Consider the following 18805-nt stretch of genomic DNA (forward strand, 5'->3'; position numbering starts at 1 on the left):
ACCGTGGCGTAACCCGACAGCGCGCCCTTGACCGCGACCGTGATCGCCTTGCCCGCCTGCGCGCTCGTGAGCTTGAAGGTCGACGCCGTCGCCCCGGCGATCGCGGTGCCCGAGGCGTACCACTGGTAGGTGAACGCGGTGCCCGTCGTCCACGTGCCGGTCTTCGCCGTCAGGGTCGAGCCGACTGCCGCCGTGCCCGAGATCGTCGGCGTCCCGGTCGTCGCGACCTTCGCCGTCGCCGCCGACGTCTTCGACACCGTGGCGTAGCCCGACAGCGTGCCCTTCACCGCGACCGTGATCGCCTTGCCCGCCTGCGCGCTCGTGAGCTTGAAGGTCGACGCCGTCGCCCCCGTGATCGCCGCACCCGACGCGTACCACTGGTAGGTGAACGCAGTGCCCGTCGTCCAGGTGCCGGTGTTCGCGGTCAGGGTGGAGCCGACCGCCGCCGTGCCCGAGATCGTCGGCGTCCCGGTCGTCGCGACCTTCGCCGTCGCCGCCGACGACTTGACCGCACGGGTGTTGCCGCCGACCTTGCCCGTGACGAGCACGGTGACGGTCTTGCCCGCCTGCGCGCTCGTGAGCTTGAAGGTCGACGCGGTCGCCCCCGTGATCGCGGTGCCCGACGCGTACCACTGGTACGTGAACGCCGTACCGGTCGTCCACGTGCCGGGCTTCGCCGTCAGGGTCGAGCCCACCGCAGCCGTGCCCGAGATCGTCGGCGTCGCCGCCGCGTAGCCGTCGGTCTGCACGAGGATGCCGGCGCTGCGGGCCGAGCTCGGGTGGTAGCCGGGCAGCGTGGCCGTGACCAGGACGGCGACGAGCCGGCCCTGCTGCGCCGACGTCAGCGTGAGCGTCTTGCCGGTCGCGCCGGAGATGTTCCCCGACGAGTTGTACCACTGGTAGGCGAACTGCGTTCCCGGCGCCCATGCCCCGGGCGACGCCGTCAGCGTCGCGCCGACGACACCGGTGCCCGTGACCAGCGCGGTGCCCGGCGTGAGCGTTCCCTTGTCGACCGTGCCGATGACCGCGGTGTCCCACGTCGGCACGAAGCCGGCCTTGCGCCCCTCGACCCGCACGCTGAGCTGCTTGCCGAGCACGTCGGCCGTCGGCGTGTACGTCGCCGTGGTCGCACCGGCGATCGCCGTCTCGCCCGCGTACCACTGGTACGACACGGTGTCGGGCTGGGTCTGCCAGCTCGCCGTGACCTTGACCGGCGTGCCGACCACGCGGGGGTAGCTGACCGAGAGGTCGGGCATCCACAGCGCCGCCGACACGTCGGCGTCGAAGCCGCTCAGCGCGGCGCCCGCACCGAGTTCGACGGGCGTCGCCGTGTCGACCGTGCGCTGGAGCTTCCAGTACTGGTCGGGGTAGGTCCCGGTGTTGAACTGGAGCGCGTAGGTTCCGGCGGCGAGGCCCTCGAGGGCGTACGGGCCGTCGGCGTCGACGTGCACGTACGCGGCCGACGACCATGCGCCCGCCGCGTCCTGCTGCAGCGCGATGACGTTCGCTCCGCCGGCCGGAACGCCCGTGAGCGTCCCAGAGATCGTGGACTCCTCGACGAGCGTGTCCGCGCCGGCGGGTTGCGCCGAGAAGCCGATGGCGGAGAGCACGAGCGCGATCACCGCGCCGATGACGATCGCGGCGCGCGGACGCGCCGACACCTGAGCATTCAAGCGATGCCTCCCAGCATGCAGGCCGCGACCGGCCCGGCACGGTCGCGAAGCGGGCGGTCAGCTCAGCCGGGTCGGCCCATTCTCACACAAGCGGAGGAAGCCCTCCGCTCGTCGACCGGCGATCATGGCCGCTCGTCGACCACCGGCACGAGCAGCCCGCCGACCACGAGCTCGCGCAGCTGCGGTGCGAGCTCGCGCCACAGCTCGGCGGGATCGACCTCGAGGAGCTGCGCGATCGCATCCGAGATCACGCCGGCGGGCAGCTCGCCGTCGGCCGCCCCCGCGAACGCGGCGAGCGCGGTGCCCGCATCGACCGCCCGACCGAAGCCGCCGCCCTGGCGCAGCAGGATGACCGTGGGCTGCTCGGCGCCGGGCCAGTGGTGACGCTCCTCGGTGACGTCGGCGGCGACGGCGAGCATGAGCGCCCGCAGGGCCCCGTCGTCGAGGTGGGCCAGCAGGTCGTGGGCGGCGAGCGACTTCGCGAGATGGCCGCCGAGACCGGCCGGGTTCGACCCGATGGCCCCGTGCCGGCGCTCGACGCGGGCGAGCGGCGCCGACCCGGCCGTCGGGTTCGCCGACGAGGCGTCCCCGTCGTCCGGCCGGCGCAGCAGCACGTAGCCGAACCCGACGTGATCGACGCCGCGGGCCTCGAAATCGTCGAGCCAGGCGTCGTACAGACGGTCGAACTCGGGCGTGCCCTGACGGGTGCCGCCGTCGCGGATCCACGTCTCGGCGTACTCGGCGACGGCCTGGACCTCGCGCTCGACGAACCAGTGCTCGAGGCCGTCGGCCCATGCGGCGGCGCGCTCGAGCCCGTCGGCATCGCCGCGATACTCCCAGTTCGCGAGCAGCTGGGCGACGCCACCCGGTTCGAGGTGCTCGGCCGCACCGCGCACCACGGCCTCGACGAGCGCGTCGCCGACCATTCCCCCGTCGCGGTAGTCGTACTCGGGCACGCCCTCGGTGCGCGGCGTGATCACGAACGGCGGATTCGACACGATGCGGTCGAAGCGCTCCCCCGCGACGGGCTCGAAGAGGCTGCCGAGGCGCAGCTCGACGCCCTCGACGCCGTTCAGCCGGAGATTCAGCCCGGCGAGGACGAGGGCGCGCTCGGAGATGTCGGTCGCGACGACCTCGTCGGCGAACCGCGACGCGTGCATGGCCTGGATCCCGCAGCCGGTGCCGAGGTCGAGGACCCGTCGTGCGGGCGTCGGCAGCATGAGTCCCGAGAGCGTCGTCGAGGCGCCGCCGACGCCGAGCACGTGGTGCTCGCCGAGGGCGTGCCCGAGGGCGAGCTCGCCGAGGTCCGAGAGGATCCACCATTCGACCGCACCACGCTCGTCGACGAAGGCGTAGGGGCGCAGGTCGAGGGCGGCGGAGACGCGACCGTCCGACTCGCGCACGAGGCCGAGCTCGGCGGCGCCGTCGACGCCGAGCGTCGCGAGCGCCTCCGCGACCTCGGGGACGGGCACCGGGAGTCCGAGCACGAACAGCTCGGCGAGCGCGGCGAGCGGTGCGGATGCCCCGTGCTCGCCCCGGCGGGCGTCGAGCACCCGCCGGGCGGGCACGCGCTCGCCCCGATGCAGGGCCTCGGCCGCCTCCCCGCCCCAGAGCCGCTCGAGGGCGTCGACGGTGTACCCGGCCCGCCGGAGGTCGTCGGCGAGGCGGGCCAGGAGTTCGGTGCTGCGCGCGGGATCCACCCGACCATTCAAGCGCAGCCCGCCGGCGGGCGCGGTCAGCGGGCGGCGGGCGCCGCCTGGAGGAGCTCGAGGAGCAGCGGGAACGGCCCGAAGCCGTCGTCGATCGTGAGATGCCCGCCGCCCTCGACGACGATCCGGTCGAGCCCGAACCGGGCCGCCAGGCCTTCGGCCTCGACCGGCGAGTACTCGTCATCGTCGCCGGCCACCACCACGGGGGGCTCGAGGCTCGCCGCGGCGAGCGCGGCGCGCAGTCCGGGTTCGACCGCGGCTGCGGCGTCCGCCGTGCGGCCCTCGCCCGCGCCCGACACGGCCGGATTCGTGACGGCGAACGACGCGATCTCGGGGATCGTGGCGAGCACCGCATCCGACGGCGGTGCGACCAGCACCACGCGCCGCGCGGTGGGGACGTCCCGTCCGGCGGCGGCGCGCGCGGTCGCGTGCGCGACCCAGAGCAGGCAGCCGAGGCTGTGCGCGACGACCGTGAGCTGCTCGGGGTCGGTTCCGCGCAGTTCCGCCTCGAGCGCCGCGAGCCAGTCGGCCCTGAGCGGCGCGTCGGGTTCGGGCAGCTGCGGATACCGCACCTCGTGGCCGAGCCCGCGCAGCTCGGCGGCGAGCCAGCGCTGCCAATGCCCCTCGGGCCGGCGATTCTGCCAGCCGTGCAGGATGAGCACCTCGGCCATGGCATCCCTCCGTCCGCGGGCGCGACTCGCCCACGACGCCCATTCAAACCCGCGGCGACACCTGGGCGCACGGAGCGCGTCATACGCGCGTCATCTGCGCGACATCCCGGATTGCGCCCCGTAACCCGAGCGTCACACGGTGCGCGTAGCGTAGGCGTACGATCGTGGCAGCGAGGGGAGGGCGCACAATGGCAGAGTCACCGGCACCGGCACTCGAACGCCTGCGCCAGGACGCACGCGACGAGCTCGCCGCGCTCATCGAACTGCGCTGCCGGCTCGGCGAAGACCCGTGGGAGTTCCTGCCCGAGCTGCCCTCGGTCGACGAGCAGGTCGTGGCCACCCTCCGCGAGGACCGCCTGCGGTCGGAGGAGTGGGGTCCTGCCCGTTCGCGGGCCTACCACCCCGCCGCACGACAGGGCGAGGCCGCCCGCTTCGAGTTCGACCTCCTGCGCGGCATCGCGCTGGAGCATCCCGAATTGAGCACCGCCGTGTGGTCGGTGCTCGACCGCGTGCCCGCCGGCTGGTGAGCGCCCGGCCGGGCCGCGCCGTCGCTCAGGCCGGGTCGGCGAGCGATTGGGCGCGGCGCCGTTGCACGCGCATCCACGTGAAGAAGCCGAGCAGCGTGAACGCGCCGTAGAACACGTACATCAGCGCCGAGGCGTAGTACCCCGCCGAGACGAGCAACGGCACGCCGACGATGTCGACGGCCACCCAGATGAGCCAGAACTCCGTCCAGCCCTTCGCCATGCCCCAAGTCGCGAGGAGCGAGCCCATGAAGATCCAGGCGTCGGCCCACACCGGCTCGAACGAGCCGAGGGCGCGGAAGATCGGGGTCAGCACGAGCGTGCCGCCGACGAGGAGCCCGACGAGCAGCAGCCGCTCGCGCCCGCTCGCCCATCGCGGGTCGACCGCCGATGCCCCCACCGCGGCATTGCGGTGCCTGGACCACTGCACCCAGCCGTAGATCGAGACGCAGATGAACATCACCTGGCGCGCCGCCTGGCCCAGCAGGTTGACCGGATTGGGAGTGTCGAAGACCGCGCCGAGGAACACCGTGAAGAGCAGCGCGTTGCCGATGATGCCGACCGGCCACGCCCACACCTTGCGCCGCAGCCCGCCGAGCGCGCTCGCGAGGCCGAACAGGTTGCCGACGATCTCGCGCCAGAGGATCACCTGGTCGCCGATGACGAGCTGGGCGTCGAAGAGCCACTCGATCGGGTTCACGGCGCGGCCGACGTGCCGTTCGCCTCGGCCTCGGCGTCGGCCGCGGCCGCTCGTGCGCGACGGCGACGCGCGCGGAGTGCTTCGATCGCACGCCAGCCGAGGAGGAAGACCGCGAGCGTCACCGTCGCGACGACGATGAATGCCGGGTCGGTTCCCTGACCCGAGGCCGCGCGGAGGGCCATGCCGCCCGCGACGGTCACCACCCACACCACGACGCCGGTGGGCCAGAGCGCGAGCGGCCGGCGCCAGGCGAGCGAGACGAGCCAGCCGGCGGCGAGCGCGGCGAGGAACGGCCACCCCGTCTGCCAGACGCCGGAGAGGTCGACGCCCTCGGCGTGGCTGCGGCGCCCGATCACCACGAAGAGGAGGACGAGAACGGCGTCGACGAGGAACGCGGCGACGGCGCCCGATGCGGTCGGTCGGGCCGAGGCGGACGAGCCCGCGGCCTGCGGGGCGCTCTGGCGATTCACCCCTCAATCGTAGAGCCCGGTGGGGCCGGCGCGATCGCCTGCCCCACCGGACTCGTCCGAGTGCGCCCCGGGGTCAGAGCACCTTCGAGAGGAAGGCGCGGGTGCGCTGGTGCTGCGGGTTCGAGAGCACCTCGCGCGGGTCGCCCGACTCGACGACCACGCCGCCGTCCATGAAGACCAGCGTGTCGGCGACCTCGCGGGCGAAGCCCATCTCGTGCGTCACGACGATCATCGTCATGCCGCTCTTCGCGAGCTCCTTCATGACCTCGAGCACCTCGCCGACGAGCTCGGGGTCGAGTGCCGAGGTGGGCTCGTCGAAGAGCATCAGCTTGGGCTCCATCGCGAGCGCCCGGGCGATCGCGACGCGCTGCTGCTGGCCGCCCGACAACTGCGACGGGTAGTAGTCGCTGCGCTCGGCGAGGCCCACGCGAGCGAGCAGTTCGAGCGCGCGCGCCTTCAACTGCGCCTTCGGCAACTGCTTCTTCAGCAGCGTCGGCGCCAGCATCACGTTCTCGACCGCCGTCATGTGCGGGAAGAGGTTGAAGCGCTGGAACACCATGCCGATGTCGCGACGCTGCTTCGCGGCGTCCTTCGGGTGCAGCTCGTAGATCTTGTCGCCGTGCTGACGGTAGCCCACGAGCTGGCCGTCGACCGACAGGCGGCCGGCGCTCACGGTCTCGAGGTGGTTGATGCACCGGAGGAAGGTCGACTTGCCCGAGCCCGAGGGGCCGACGAGGCAGAGCACCTCGCCGCGCTTGACCTCGAGCGAGATCGAGCGCAGCACGGTGTTCGAGCCGTACGCCTTCGACACCGCCTCCGCCTTCACCATGGGGGTCTCCGCGGCGTTCATGCGCCACCTCCTGGACGGTTCGAGGGCGGGACGACGCCCGGCAGCTCGCCGGGTTCGACGGCGGTGACCGCGCTGGTCTCGACCGTCGGCTTCTGCGGGGCCGGGCGCTGGTCGACGCCCTTCGCGTAGTGCTTCTCGAGGTAGTACTGGCCGACCATGAGCACCGAGGTGATGGCGAGGTACCAGATCGAGGCGACGATGAGCATCGGCACGGGCTGGTAGGTCTTGGCCGCGATGTCCTGCGTGCGGGTGAACAGCTCGAGCGTGAACGGCACCGCGATGACGAGCGAGGTCGTCTTCAGCATCGAGATCACCTCGTTGCCCGTCGGCGGGATGATCACGCGCATCGCCTGCGGCAGGATGACGCGGCTCATCGTGTGCCACCAGCCCAGGCCGAGCGCGGTGGCGGCCTCCTCCTGGCCGCGGTCGACGGCGAGCAGGCCGGCGCGCACGATCTCCGCCATGTAGGCGGCCTCGTTGAGCGCGAGGCCGATGATCGCGAGCGCGAAGTAGCTCAGCAGGTCGCTCGTGACGATGGAGATCCACGGCTCGTTGCCGGGGATGCCGACGTCGATCGACTTGTAGATGACGCCGACGAGACCCCAGAACACGAGCTGGACGTACACCGGGGTGCCGCGGAACAGCCAGAGGTACACCCACGCCACCGACTTGACGACGGGGTTCGGCGAGAGCCGCATGACGGCCAGCACGATGCCCAGGATGATCGCGATGACCATCGAGTACACGGTGAGCTGGAGGGTGTACCCGGCGGCTTCGACGACGCGCGTGTCGAAGAGGTACTTGCCGACCTCGGGCCAGTTGTACACCGGCCGGTTGACGGCTGCGTCGACCACGAAGAGGACGACGAGCAGGACGAGCACGACGGCGAGCACGATGCGCCAGGGGTGGCGCAGCTTGATGGCCTTGATCGCCTCGGGCGGCGTGTCGCTTCCGGTGCCGGCCGGCGGGGTCTCGGACCCCGCCGGCCGGGACTGCATGTCGGACATGACTGCGGTCGATTCCCGGATCAGTTGGTGGCGCCGTTGACGACCGCCTCGTCGACGGCCCCCGACTCGATGCCCGCGGCCGTCAGGATCTCGAGGTAGGTGCCGTCGTCGATGAGCGACTGCAGCGCGGCCTGCACGGCCTTCGTCATCTCGCCGCCCTTCTGCGTGGCGAAGCCGTAGGGCGCGGCGTCGAACATCTCGCCGACGGCCTCGAGCTGGCCGTCGAGCTTCGCGACCGCGTCGCCGGTGACCGGCAGGTCTGCCGAGAAGGCGTCGGCCTTGCCGTTGACGACGGCGTTGGTCACCTCGGGCTGGCCCTCGAACGGCAGGATCTCGATGGCGGGCTTGCCCGCGTCGACGCACTCCTGGCTGCGGGCGGGCAGCTCGTCGGTGTGCTGGATGGTGCCCGACTGCACGGCGACGGTCTTGCCGCACGCGTCGTCGGGGGTGATGTCGCTGCCGGCAGGAGCGGCCCACAGGCTGCCCGCGTTCAGGAAGTCGACGAAGTCGACCGATGCCTGGCGCTCGACGGTGTCGGTGAACGACGACGAGCCCATGTCGAGCGCCCCCTCCTGGATGCGGGGGATGATGCTGTCGAAGCTCAGGATCTCCCACTCGGGCTCGAGGCCGAGCTTGGCCGAGACGGCCTCGGCGAGCGTGACGCCCCAGCCGGTCGGGTTGCCGGCGTCGTCCTTGTACTCGTTCGGCGGGTACTCGGCGTCGGTGCCGATGCGCAGCACGCCCGAGTCCTTGACTTCGGCGGGCAGCAGGGCGACCGCGGCGTCGTCGGCCGTGATGGTGGTCGCGGGGGCGTCGCCTCCGGTGGAGCCGCCCTCGCTCTCGGAGTTGTTGACGCAACCCGTGAAGAGCAGTGCCGCAGCGGATGCGACGGCGACCGGCAGGAGAAGTCGGCGGATGTTCATGTTGGTACCTCTGTCGTCACGCGATCATTTGGGACAGGACGGCTGAGCGCAATCGCAGGGCTCCGTCGCCGTACGGAGAGAGCCTAGACCAACGCGAGGCGCACGCATGCATCTCTGCGGATCACGATTCGGCGGCGATTGGAAACGCGCGTTCTGCGCTGGTGAGACGCAAGATTCCGTACTTTCAGCGCGCGCCGCCGCACGGTCGCACGCATCAGCGCAGCGCGGCGGACGATCGATAGGCTTGGCGCACCGTGGGAAGCTACTCCGAACTGCTGAAGACCTCGGGCGTCGCACGCATCATCGCCGCCCAGCTGACGGCGCGCTTCCCGTTCGGGATGCTGTCGCTCGCCTTCCTCCTCCACGTCGAGCAGCAGACGGGCTCGTACGGCGCGGCCGGCCTCGTGCTCGCCGCGACGTCGATCGGGCAGGCCATCGCCGGCCCCTTCACGAGCCGGCTGATGGGGCGCTTCGGCATGCGCCCCGTGCTCATCATCACCCTCGTGGTCTGCGTGGCGGGCGTGGTCGCGATCGGGGTGCTGCCGCTGACCGTGCCCCTCTACATGGCGGTCGGCTTCATCGCGGGGCTCGCGACGCCGCCGGTGCAGCCCGCCGTGCGCACGATCTACCCCAAGATGGTGAACTCGCGCCAGCTCACGCCCCTCTTCTCGCTCGACGCGTCCGCGCAGGAGATCATCTGGGTGGTCGGCCCGGTCGTGACGACCTTCGTCTCCACCCAGATCGGCACCGTCTGGGGCATCCTGCTCGCCGCCGTCATGATGGTCGTCGGGGGCGCCTGGTTCATCTCCTCGCCCGAGCTCGGGCGGGTCCGGATCCCACGCTCGAAGCGCCGCCTCGGCGTCGTGCTGACCCGGCCGCCGGTGCTCCTCGCGACGGTCGTCGGCTTCCTGCTCATCGGCGCCTGCGCCGCGATCGAGGCCGGGGTGGTCGCGGTGTTCGGGCACGGCGGCGCCGAGGCGGGCATCGTGCTCGCCATCTTCTCGATCGGCTCGCTCGCCGGCGGGCTCTTCCTGGGCCACGTGCCGATCGGCCCGTGGTCGACGGCCCGCCGCATGTTCATCGTGTTCGCGGGTACCGCCCTCGCCGCGTTCGTCATGGACTTCTGGTGGCTCTCGATCACCCTCTTCATCGCCGGGATCGGCATCGCCCCGGCGCTCGCGGTGCTCTTCGCCATCGTCTCGGCGAGCGTGAAGTTCTCCGACACGGCCGAGGCGTACGGCTGGGTCGGCACGGGCCAGCTCATCGGCGCGGCGCTCGGCTCGGCGCTCGCCGGATTCCTCATCGACGGCTACGGCGCCCAGGGCGCGTTCTGGGCGGCGACCGGGCTCGCCTTCCTGGGCTTCCTGGTGCCGGCCCTCGCGCGGCGATGGCATCCCGACCTCCGCGGCCGCGACGCGAGCCCGATCCCCGACACCGAACCGGTGCCGCTGCAACCGAGTTAGAGACGGCACGATGACACGGAACCTCGACCCCGCACCGCTGCTGCCCCTCGCCGACGGCGCGGTCATCCCCCAGCTCGGCTACGGCCTCTACAAGGTGCCGGCCGCCGACGCGACGAGGCTCAGCCTCGAGGCGATCGACGCCGGGTACCGCCACCTCGACACCGCCGCCTTCTACGGCAACGAGCGCGAGGTGGGCGAGGCGGTGCGCGCGGCGCCGGTGCCCCGCGACGAGCTCTTCGTCACGAGCAAGGTGTGGAAGGACGACAACGGCTACGACGAGGCGCTGCACGCGTTCGACGCGTCGATGTCCCGGCTGGGGCTCGAGCAGCTGGACCTCCTCCTCATCCACTGGCCGGTGCCGTCGACCGGCCGCTACGTCGACACGTGGCGCGCATTCGTGCGACTGCAGGAGGAGGGGCGGGTGCGCTCCATCGGCGTCGCGAACTTCCACGCCCACCACCTCGAGCGGATCATCGGCGAGACGGGCGTCGCCCCCGTCGTGAACCAGGTGGAGCTGCACCCGTGGCTGCCGCAGACCGGGCTGCGGGCGTTCGACCTCGCCCACGGCATCCTGACCGAGGCCTGGTCGCCGCTCGCACGCGGGCGGGTGCTCGACGACCCGGTGCTCGCCGAGCTCGCCGCTCGACACGGCCGCACGCCCGCGCAGATCGTGCTGCGCTGGCACGTGCAGCTCGGCAACGTCGTCATCCCGAAGGCGTCCTCGCCCGAGCGGATCCGCGAGAACCTCGACGTCTTCGACTTCGAGCTGCGGCTCGGCGACCTCGCCGAGATCGCCGCGCTCGAGAGCGGCGAGCGGACCGGGCGCGACCCCGACGACGACTGAACGCAGCCGGTCGGTCACGGCGCGGTCACGGGACGGTCACGGCCTGATCACGGCCGAAATCCGATCGTGACCCGACTCCCAGCGGGCATTCAGACATCGCCTCCGCGGCCGGTCGTAGCCTGACCGCATGAGACGACTCGCTCCCGTGGCCGCGGCATCCGCGCTCACCGTTCTGCTCCTCGCCGGGTGCTCGATGGGTTCGGGCAGCGAGGATTCCGCCGTCCCCGAACCCGCGATGCCGATGCCCGCGGAGGGCGGCGGAGCCGAACAGCCCGCCGAGGAGGCGAACCCCGACGGCGACGGCGCGACGGCGACCCAGAGCGTCGTCACGACCGGACGGATGTCGATCACCGTCGACGATCCCCTCGCCGCCGCGGAGGACGCCGCCGAGCTGACCGGCGATGCGGGCGGGCGCGTCGAGAGCCGCAGCGAGCAGCCGGGCTCGGGTTCGGTGTCGCCCCGGGCCGAGCTCGTGCTCCGGGTGCCGGCCGACGAGCTCGACGCGGTCGTCGACGAGCTCCGCGAGTTCGGCGACGTCAACGGGGTCACGATGAACGAGTCGGATGTCACCGCGGAGCGGAAGGACCTCGACGCGCGGATCGAGGCGCTCGGCGCCTCCGTCGACCGTCTCGAGCAGCTGCTCGCCGAGGCGGTGTCGATCAGCGACCTCATCGCGATCGAGTCGGAGCTGACCACCCGCCAGGCCGAGCTCGACAGCCTCACGCAGCAACGCGACTGGCTCGCCGACCAGGTCGACTACTCGACGCTGAAGGTCGAGCTGATCACCGTCGAGACGGCGCCCGACACCGCCCCCGACGACTTCTGGAGCGGGCTCGCCGCAGGCTGGACGGCGCTCGTCGGGTTCGCCTCGGCCCTCGGCGTCGCCATCGGCGTGCTGCTGCCGTGGATCGCCGTGCTGCTCGTGCTCGCGGCGATCGTCGTCCTCGTGGTCGTGCTCGCGACCCGCGGTCGCCGCCGGGCCGGGGCCGCGGTCGCGCCGACGCCCGCAGCGCCATCGGCGCAGGCCGCCCCGGCGACGCCGTCGGCCCCGGAGCCCGCCGCTCCGGCGTCCTCCCCCGATGGCGATCGCCGGGCGTAGTCTGGCGACGTGAGCGCGACGACCGAGAATACGACGCCCCGATCCACGACGACGTCCCCGACGCCCGAGACGCTGCTCGGCGACGAGCTCCTCGAACGGTTCAGGACGAGGGCCGCCGAGTCCGACCGCGACAACGCCTTCTTCGACGACGACCTCGCCGAGCTCCGCGCGGCCGGCTACCTGACGGCGCTCGTGCCGGCCGAGTTCGGCGGGCTCGGCTGGTCGACGCTCGACGTCGTGCGGTCCCAGCAGCGGCTCGCGGGCGCGGCGCCCGCGACGGCGCTCGCGGTGAACATGCACCTCGTGTGGACAGGCGTGGCGAAGGTGCTCCGCGACCGCGGCGACGACACGCTCGAGTTCGTGCTGCGCGAGGCGGGTGCGGGCGAGATCTTCGGCTTCGGCATCAGCGAGGCCGGCAACGACCTCATGCTCTTCGGCTCGCGCTCCTCGGCCGAGCCCCAGCCCGACGGCGGCTACCGCTATTCGGGACGCAAGATCTTCACTTCGCTCTCGCCGGCATGGACGCGGCTCGGCACGATGGGGCTCGACAGCACCTCCCCCGACGCCCCGAAGCTCGTCTACGGCTTCATCGACCGCGAGGATCCCGATGTCAGGGTCCTCGACGACTGGGACACGATGGGCATGCGCGCCAGCCAGAGCCGGACGACGGTGCTGGACGGCGCGTACGCCCCGGCCGACCGCATCGTCCGCCGGCTCGACCCCGGTCCGAACGCCGACCCGCTCGTCTTCGGCATCTTCGCGAACTTCGAGCTGCTGCTCGCCTCGGTCTACACCGGCATCGGCGCCCGCGCCCTCGAGCTCGCCGTCGCCGCCGCGCACCGGCGCACCTCGATGAAGCACGAAGGCCGGCCGCTCGCGCACGACCCCGACATCCGCTGGCGCATCGCCGACGCGGCGCTCGCGTACGACGCCGTGCCACCCCAGCTCGAGTCCGTCGCGCGCGACCTCGACGGGCTCGTCGACCACGGCGCCGCCTGGTTCCCGAAGCTCGTCGGGGTGAAGGTGCGCGCGACCGAGACCGCGAAGCACGTCGTCGACCAGGCGGTGAGGGTGGCGGGCGGGTCCAGCTACTTCACCGGATCCGAGCTCGGTCGGCTCTACCGCGACGTGCTCGCGGGCGTCTTCCACCCCTCCGACGACGAGTCCGCCCACGCGACGGTGGCCAACGCGTGGCTCGGGCCCCTGCCCGAGTGAGCGCGCACGGCACCGGGCGCTCGGGGCACTGCCGCCCGGCTGGCTAGACTGGGGCAGGCGGCGAACGTCGCCAGCGCACACTGGAGGTCGTTGTGAACGTCGTCGCCACCATCATCGCCCTGGGACTCTTCGTCTTCGGCATGTGGGTCATGAGCATCGCTCCCGAGGTGGCGGGCTTCCAGGCCGCGACCTTCTTCTCCGGCATCCTCGCCGTCTCGCTCGCCCTCGCGATCCCGTTCCATGTCCTCGGCCGCGCCGACGACTGAGCGCGCCGCGATGACGCTTCCGGCGCACGACACCCGCGTCACCTACCCCGCAGGCGCCCTCGTCGAGCGCGCGACGGTGCTCCACGTCGAGCCGGCCGGTGACGGACTGCTCGCCGTCGTCACCGACGTCACGGGCTTCCACCCGGTCGACGCAGCCTGGCCCGACCAGCCCGCCGACGCGGGCACCATCACCGTCCTCGCCGACGGTGCGCCCCTGCCCGTGCGCGACGCGGTCGTCGCCGCGAGCGACGGCGAGGCGCTGCACCTCGGCGCCGACATCCCGGTGCGCAAGGGCACCGAGGGCTGGGCCTTCCTCGTCGCGCACCTCGTCGACGCGGGCTCGGCGATCGCCGAGGGCGACGACGTCGAGATCGCGGCGGAGGCCACGGTGCGCCGCGCCCTCTCCGCCGGGCACACGGCCTGCCACGCGGCATCCCTCGCACTGAACCTCGCGCTCGAGGGCCGCTGGTCCAAGCCGGCGCGCACCGACGCGCTCGGCCGCCCCGACTTCGACGGCATCGCGATCGCCTCGAGCACGATCGAGCCGCACGGCTCGCTCGACCGGTACCGGCTGAACAAGTCGCTGCGCCGCGCCGGATTCGACGTCGCCGGCCTCGCCGACGAGCTCGACGCCCTCGGCGCGGCCGTCACGGCCACGGTCGGCGAATGGGTCGCGGCGGGCTCCCCCGTGCGCATCGACCGCGACGGCGAGGGGCTCACCGACCGCAGGCGCTGGGTCGCCGAGCTGCCCGGCGGCACGGCCACGATCGCCTGCGGCGGCACCCACGTGGGCTCGCTGGCCGAGCTCGGCTCCGTCTCGGTCGCACTCAGCCTCGTCGACGACGCCGGCACGCCGGTGCTCGAGATGCGCACGCGCACCGGCGCCTGACGCGCACCCGCCCGGGCATCCAGCGCACCGGCGCCGCGCGGCCGAAGCACCGCCGAACGGGGTTACGATTACCGACGTGGGTATTCGCATCGAGAAGGTCGATCTGCCCGGGATCGGCGTGCGTCACGACCTCGTGACCGAAGCCGGGCGCCGCATCAGCGTGGTCTCGCATCGCGACGGCGAGCGCGACCTCGGCGTCTTCGACATCGACGACCCCGACGCGTGCCGCGATTCCGTCGCGCTGAACGACGACGAAGCCGCCGCGCTCGCCGACGTGCTCGGCGCCTCGGTGATGCTGAGCCGGCTGACGAGCCTCTCCGACGAGACGGCGGGCCTCTACACCGAGCAGATCGCGCTGCCCACCGACTCCCCCTACCTCAACGCCACGCTGGGCGACACGAAGGCCCGCACCCGCACGCACGCGTCGATCGTGGCGATCGTGCGCGACGGCGGCGTGATCCCCTCTCCGACGCCCTCCGAGTCCCTGCGCGCGGGCGACGTCATCGTCGTCGTGGGCACCCGCGAGGGGCTCGACGGCGTCTCGCGCCTGCTCGCCAACGGACCCGACTGACGCCGGGCCCGGTATGCATGAGACGACGCTCCTCCTCATCGAAGTCGGCGCGCTGCTTCTCGGCATGAGCCTGCTGGGGCGCCTCGCGCTCCTGATCGGCCTGTCGCCGATCCCCTTCTACCTCCTACTCGGCCTCGCGTTCGGCGACGGCGGATTCATCCCGTTCGACGCGAGCATCGAGTTCCTGCAGACGGGCTCCGAGATCGGCGTCATCCTGCTGCTCGCGCTCCTCGGGCTCGAGTACACGGCGAGCGAGCTCTTCGACAGCCTGAAGTCGGCGCGCAAGCCGGGCATCGTCGACGGGCTGCTGAACGCGCTGCCCGGAGCCGCGCTCGCGCTGCTCCTCGGCTGGGGGCCGGTCGCCGCGGTGGCGCTCGCCGGCGTCACCTGGGTCTCGTCGTCGGGCGTGATCGCGAAGCTCCTCCGCGACCTCGGGCGCCTCTCGAACCGCGAGACCCCGGCGATCCTGGGCGTGCTCGTCATCGAAGACCTGGCGATGGCGTTCTACCTGCCGGTGCTCTCGGCGATCGTCGTCGGCGTGAGCCTCTGGCAGGGCGCGGTCGCGGTCGCGATCGCCGTCGCAGTCGTCACGGTGATCCTCTACATCGCGCTCCGGCACGGGCACCTCGTGTCACGGCTCTTCCCGGCCGACCACGCCGAGCCGCTGCTGCTCGGCGTGCTCGGGCTCACGATGCTCGTCGCGGGCCTCGCGCAGGAGGTCTCGGTGTCGGCCGCGGTCGGTGCGTTCCTCGTCGGCATCGCCCTCTCGGGCCGGGTCGCGGCGAACGCCAGCCAGGTGCTCACCCCGCTCCGCGACCTCTTCGCGGCGACCTTCTTCGTCTTCTTCGGGCTCACGACCGACTCGTCGGCGCTCCTGTCGATGCTGCTGCCCGCCCTCCTGCTCGCCGCGATCACCATCGTGACGAAGCTGCTGACGGGCGCCTACGCCGCGAGGCGCGCCGGGGTGGGCACGCTCGGCCAGTGGCGCGCGGGCTTCTCGCTCGCCCCGCGCGGCGAGTTCTCGATCGTGATCGCCGGGCTCGCGGTGAGCGCCGGCGTCGAGCCGGCCATCGCCCCGCTCGCGACGGCGTACGTGCTCATCACGATCATCGCCGGCACCTTCCTGGCCCGGCTCCCGGATGCCCCGTGGTTCCGCGCCGCCGTGCGCGCCCGTCAGCAGCGCGCACGGCTGTCGGCCTGACGGCCGACGACCCGGCTACTCCCCCGGCTCGGCGTTCGCCACGGCGTCGGCGCGGTCGGCGCGCGCGAGCGCGGCGGCGGCATCGAGCTCTGCGTCGGCCGCGTCGGCCTCGGCGAGCAACTCGCGCACGCGCGGCACGACCTCGCTGCCGTATCGCTCGATGCTGCCCATCATCGCCTCGTGCGGCAGCGTGCCGTTCGAGTACTTGAGGTCGAAGCGCACGGCGCCGATGGTGCGCATCGCGGCGGCGATCTTGCGGGCGACCGTCTCGGGCGAGCCCGCGTAGAGCGCGCCGTGCGACGACGCCTCGGCCTCGAAGTGCTCACGGGTCACGGCGCCCCAGCCGCGCTCGCGTCCGATGCGGTCGATGATCACCTGGTAGTGGGGCCACAGCGTGTCGAGCGCGGCCTCGTCGGTGTCGGCGATGAAGCCCGGCGAGTGGATGGCGACCGGCTGCGCCGGCTTGCCGAACTGCGCGAGCGCCTTGCGGTAGAGCTCGGCGAGCGGCGCGAAGCGGGCCGGGCTGCCGCCGATGATGGCGAGCACGAGGGGCAGCCCGTAGTGGGCGGCGCGCACGACCGACTCGGGGCTGCCGCCGACGCCGACCCAGGTCTTCAGGTGTCCGTGCTCGACGGGCGGGTAGACGAGCTGGTTCTCGAGGGGCGGGCGCAGCGCGCCGGTCCACGTCACCGGCTCCTGTTCGAGCAGTGCGGCGAAGAGATTCAGCTTCTCCTCGAACAGCTCCTGATACTGGCTCAGCTCGAAGCCGAAGAGCGGGAAGGACTCGATGAACGAGCCGCGCCCGAGGATGACCTCCGCGCGCCCTCCGGAGAGGCCGTCGAGCGTCGCGAAGCGCTGGAACACCCGTACGGGGTCGTCGGAGCTCAGCACCGTCACGGCGGAGCCGAGGTGGATGCGCTCCGTGCGGCCGGCGATCGCGCCGAGCACGACCTCGGGTGCCGAGACCGCGAACTCGTGCCGGTGATGCTCGCCGATGCCGAAGAAGTCGAGGCCGAGCCGGTCCGCGAGCACCGCCTCCTCGACGACGTTCCGCAGCACCTGGGCGTGCGGCAGCGCGGCGCCGTCGGGGCCCGCCGTGACATCCCCGAAGGTGTCGAGTCCGAATTCGTAGCGCTCGGTCATGCCGGCCCTTCTCTCCGCGTCTGCATGCGTATGCATGCTTCTTTGCGAAACCCGTGACGCCACGAGACTATTCCCCGCTCCCCCGGGCGGCCAGCGCCCGGGCGGGAATGCCGGCCGCGCGGAGTGCGTTGACTTCCATGTCGACGCATCCATCTCGTGATCGTGCGTCGGGAATGGGAGCATGGAACGGTGACGGAACGTCCGGTGATCGGCATCTTCGGAGCGGGCAAGGTGGGCACCGCGCTCGCGAGGCTGCTCGTCGACGCCGGCTACCGCGTGCTGATGTCGGGCTCGCCCCGGCAGACCGCGCTCGAGCTCCTCGTCGGCGTCGTCGCCCCCGGTGCCGAAGTGGTGGCGCCCGAGGTGCTCGCCGCCGAAGCGCGCATCATCATCGTCGCCGTGCCGTTCGGCAAGGCGGGCACTGTGCCGTGGCCCGCGTTCGACGGCCGCATCGTCGTCGACGCCATGAACTACTGGCCCCCGGTCGACGGCAACATCGCCGAGGTCGACGCCGACCCCCGCACGACGAGCGAGCAGAACGCCGCCCGCAACCCGAGCGCCCGCGTCGTGAAGTCCCTCAACCATCTCGGCTACCACGAGATGGAGGACGACAGCCTCCCCGCCGGCGATCCGCTCCGCCGCGCGCTCGCGGTCGTCGGCGACGACGACGAGGCGCGCGCCGAGGTCGCCGCGCTCATCGATGCCATCGGCTTCGACCCCGTCGACGGCGGTGCGCTCGCGCACGGCGTCGCCCTCGAGCCCGGCCACCCGGCCTTCGGCCGCGAGCTCTCCGCCGCCGAGCTCGCCGCGCTCCTCACGCCCGTCGCACACCTCGCCGCCTGACCGAACCCCTACGCTGGTCCCGACGGCTGCCGCGAAGGGGGCTCAGGGTGGATGCTGCGGGGTTGATCGCTCGACTCGAAGGGCTGGCGAGCGAGGACGAGCGGGTGAAGTACCGGCGCTACTTCCCCGATGACGCGTCCGCGCCGTTCATCGGCGTGCGCATGGGCGCCGTCTTCGACCTCGCGAAGTCGGCGATCGACCTCCCGGCCGACCAGCTCGAGACACTGCTCGAACAGCCGACGCACGAGGTGCGCGCCCTCGCCTGCAGCATCATGGGCAAGTCCGCTGCGCACCGCGCGAGCGACGAGGCCCGGCGCACCGAGCTGTACGAGCTCTACCTCCGCCGCCATGACCGCATCGACCAGTGGGACCTCGTCGACCTCGCCGCTCGCGACGTCATCGGCGTCCATCTCCTCGAACGCGACCGAGCGCCGCTCGACCGGCTCGCGGCATCCGGCTTCTGGCCCGAACGCCGCACCGCGCTCGTCGCGACCTTCGCCTTCCTGAGGCGCGGGCAGACCGACGACGCCTTCGCCCTCGCCGATCGCCTCGCCCTCGACGAGGCGCCGTTCGTCCAGAAGGCCGTCGGCTGGGTGCTGCGGACCGCCGGCGACCTCGACGAGGCGCGCCTCGTCACGCTCGTCGAGCGCCGGGCCGCGACGATGCCCCGTGTCGCCCTCCGGGCCGCGATCGAGCACCTGCCGAAGGAGGAGCGGGCGCGCGTGCTCGCGATCCGCTGAGCGC

The 18805-nt window shown here is 72.4% G+C and carries 19 protein-coding genes and 1 pseudogene; 11 read left to right on the forward strand and 9 right to left on the reverse strand.

All coding sequences use genetic code 11. The features are described from left to right. From ACFVTH_RS01725 to ACFVTH_RS01735, 3 genes and pseudogenes are all read right to left on the reverse strand, one after another. Positions 1-1661: pseudogene (locus ACFVTH_RS01725) on the reverse strand (hypothetical protein); the annotation flags it as partial. A gap of 134 nt (positions 1662-1795) precedes the next feature. Further along, a complete protein-coding gene (locus ACFVTH_RS01730) occupies positions 1796-3373 on the reverse strand; it encodes a methyltransferase (protein ID WP_387086126.1) in 1578 nt (525 codons plus the stop codon). Between the two features lie 35 nt (positions 3374-3408). After that, positions 3409-4053, reverse strand: coding sequence for an RBBP9/YdeN family alpha/beta hydrolase (locus ACFVTH_RS01735; RefSeq protein ID WP_387086129.1), 645 nt, complete (start codon positions 4051-4053; stop codon positions 3409-3411). A gap of 188 nt (positions 4054-4241) precedes the next feature. Here ACFVTH_RS01735 and ACFVTH_RS01740 point away from each other — a divergent pair, with 188 nt between their 5' ends. Further along, positions 4242-4580 carry a hypothetical protein gene (locus tag ACFVTH_RS01740; RefSeq protein WP_386940047.1) on the forward strand — a complete coding sequence of 113 codons (339 nt, stop codon included), beginning with the start codon at positions 4242-4244 and terminating at the stop codon, positions 4578-4580. 25 nt (positions 4581-4605) lie between these two features. Here the strand turns inward: ACFVTH_RS01740 and pnuC are convergent, their stop codons facing one another. The 5 genes from pnuC to ACFVTH_RS01765 all read right to left on the reverse strand — a co-directional run bounded on the left by pnuC (position 4606) and on the right by ACFVTH_RS01765 (position 8527). Further along, on the reverse strand, positions 4606-5277 hold the full coding sequence (pnuC, locus tag ACFVTH_RS01745; RefSeq protein ID WP_387086132.1) for a nicotinamide riboside transporter PnuC: 672 nt from the start codon (positions 5275-5277) through the stop codon (positions 4606-4608). After that, entirely contained in the window at positions 5274-5747 is a 474-nt protein-coding gene (locus tag ACFVTH_RS01750; RefSeq protein WP_387086135.1) for a DUF3054 domain-containing protein, read from the reverse strand. The genes pnuC and ACFVTH_RS01750 overlap by 4 nt, the downstream gene beginning before the upstream one ends. Before the next feature lie 73 nt (positions 5748-5820). Next, positions 5821-6597, reverse strand: a complete 777-nt coding sequence (locus ACFVTH_RS01755) for an amino acid ABC transporter ATP-binding protein (protein ID WP_387086138.1) — start codon at positions 6595-6597, stop codon at positions 5821-5823. Beyond that, positions 6594-7604, reverse strand: a complete 1011-nt coding sequence (locus ACFVTH_RS01760) for an amino acid ABC transporter permease (RefSeq protein ID WP_387086141.1) — start codon at positions 7602-7604, stop codon at positions 6594-6596. The genes ACFVTH_RS01755 and ACFVTH_RS01760 overlap by 4 nt, the downstream gene beginning before the upstream one ends. Positions 7605-7624: 20 nt before the next feature. After that, positions 7625-8527, reverse strand: coding sequence for an ABC transporter substrate-binding protein (locus ACFVTH_RS01765; protein WP_387086144.1), 903 nt, complete (start codon positions 8525-8527; stop codon positions 7625-7627). A gap of 254 nt (positions 8528-8781) precedes the next feature. Between ACFVTH_RS01765 and ACFVTH_RS01770 the strand changes: the two genes are divergently transcribed. The 8 genes from ACFVTH_RS01770 to ACFVTH_RS01805 all read left to right on the forward strand — a co-directional run bounded on the left by ACFVTH_RS01770 (position 8782) and on the right by ACFVTH_RS01805 (position 16075). Then, on the forward strand, positions 8782-9990 hold the full coding sequence (locus ACFVTH_RS01770) for an MFS transporter (protein WP_387086147.1): 1209 nt from the start codon (positions 8782-8784) through the stop codon (positions 9988-9990). 10 nt (positions 9991-10000) lie between these two features. Then, positions 10001-10834, forward strand: coding sequence for an aldo/keto reductase (locus ACFVTH_RS01775; RefSeq protein ID WP_387086150.1), 834 nt, complete (start codon positions 10001-10003; stop codon positions 10832-10834). Positions 10835-10961: 127 nt separating this feature from the next. Further along, a complete protein-coding gene (locus ACFVTH_RS01780; RefSeq protein WP_387086153.1) occupies positions 10962-11933 on the forward strand; it encodes a DUF4349 domain-containing protein in 972 nt (323 codons plus the stop codon). A 9-nt stretch (positions 11934-11942) separates the two neighbouring features. Continuing rightward, positions 11943-13148 (forward strand): acyl-CoA dehydrogenase family protein, encoded by a 1206-nt coding sequence (locus ACFVTH_RS01785; RefSeq protein ID WP_387086156.1) that lies wholly within the window; start codon positions 11943-11945, stop codon positions 13146-13148. Positions 13149-13240: 92 nt separating this feature from the next. Further along, positions 13241-13414: a hypothetical protein gene (locus tag ACFVTH_RS01790; protein WP_386940034.1), complete on the forward strand. Its 174-nt coding sequence runs from the start codon at positions 13241-13243 to the stop codon at positions 13412-13414. A 10-nt stretch (positions 13415-13424) separates the two neighbouring features. Next, on the forward strand, positions 13425-14303 hold the full coding sequence (locus ACFVTH_RS01795; RefSeq protein ID WP_387086159.1) for a metal-dependent hydrolase: 879 nt from the start codon (positions 13425-13427) through the stop codon (positions 14301-14303). Positions 14304-14379: 76 nt separating this feature from the next. Beyond that, the gene (locus ACFVTH_RS01800) at positions 14380-14874 is read left to right on the forward strand and encodes a cation:proton antiporter regulatory subunit (protein WP_386940031.1); all 495 of its coding nucleotides are present in this window, start codon (positions 14380-14382) and stop codon (positions 14872-14874) included. 13 nt (positions 14875-14887) lie between these two features. Continuing rightward, on the forward strand, positions 14888-16075 hold the full coding sequence (locus ACFVTH_RS01805) for a cation:proton antiporter (RefSeq protein ID WP_387086161.1): 1188 nt from the start codon (positions 14888-14890) through the stop codon (positions 16073-16075). A gap of 15 nt (positions 16076-16090) precedes the next feature. On the opposite strand, the gene ACFVTH_RS01810 is transcribed toward ACFVTH_RS01805, so the two are convergent. Next, a complete protein-coding gene (locus ACFVTH_RS01810; protein WP_387086164.1) occupies positions 16091-17218 on the reverse strand; it encodes an LLM class flavin-dependent oxidoreductase in 1128 nt (375 codons plus the stop codon). A gap of 189 nt (positions 17219-17407) precedes the next feature. Here ACFVTH_RS01810 and ACFVTH_RS01815 point away from each other — a divergent pair, with 189 nt between their 5' ends. Both ACFVTH_RS01815 and ACFVTH_RS01820 read left to right on the forward strand, forming a co-directional pair. Beyond that, positions 17408-18061 (forward strand): NADPH-dependent F420 reductase, encoded by a 654-nt coding sequence (locus tag ACFVTH_RS01815; protein WP_387086167.1) that lies wholly within the window; start codon positions 17408-17410, stop codon positions 18059-18061. A 62-nt stretch (positions 18062-18123) separates the two neighbouring features. Further along, positions 18124-18801, forward strand: a complete 678-nt coding sequence (locus ACFVTH_RS01820; protein WP_387086170.1) for a DNA alkylation repair protein — start codon at positions 18124-18126, stop codon at positions 18799-18801. Positions 18802-18805 lie beyond the last annotated feature (4 nt).

Origin of the sequence: Agromyces sp. NPDC058104 (assembly GCF_042884835.1) — a bacterium.
Classification (GTDB): domain Bacteria; phylum Actinomycetota; class Actinomycetes; order Actinomycetales; family Microbacteriaceae; genus Agromyces.

Coding starts and splice junctions, on each gene's coding strand:
- ACFVTH_RS01735 (WP_387086129.1), bottom strand. CDS start 4,053: ATGGCCGAGGTGCTCATCCTGCACGGCTGGCAGAATCGCCGGCCCGAG.
- ACFVTH_RS01740 (WP_386940047.1), top strand. CDS start 4,242: ATGGCAGAGTCACCGGCACCGGCACTCGAACGCCTGCGCCAGGACGCA.
- ACFVTH_RS01755 (WP_387086138.1), bottom strand. CDS start 6,597: ATGAACGCCGCGGAGACCCCCATGGTGAAGGCGGAGGCGGTGTCGAAG.
- ACFVTH_RS01760 (WP_387086141.1), bottom strand. CDS start 7,604: ATGTCCGACATGCAGTCCCGGCCGGCGGGGTCCGAGACCCCGCCGGCC.
- ACFVTH_RS01765 (WP_387086144.1), bottom strand. CDS start 8,527: ATGAACATCCGCCGACTTCTCCTGCCGGTCGCCGTCGCATCCGCTGCG.
- ACFVTH_RS01775 (WP_387086150.1), top strand. CDS start 10,001: ATGACACGGAACCTCGACCCCGCACCGCTGCTGCCCCTCGCCGACGGC.
- ACFVTH_RS01780 (WP_387086153.1), top strand. CDS start 10,962: ATGAGACGACTCGCTCCCGTGGCCGCGGCATCCGCGCTCACCGTTCTG.
- ACFVTH_RS01795 (WP_387086159.1), top strand. CDS start 13,425: ATGACGCTTCCGGCGCACGACACCCGCGTCACCTACCCCGCAGGCGCC.
- ACFVTH_RS01805 (WP_387086161.1), top strand. CDS start 14,888: ATGCATGAGACGACGCTCCTCCTCATCGAAGTCGGCGCGCTGCTTCTC.
- ACFVTH_RS01810 (WP_387086164.1), bottom strand. CDS start 17,218: ATGACCGAGCGCTACGAATTCGGACTCGACACCTTCGGGGATGTCACG.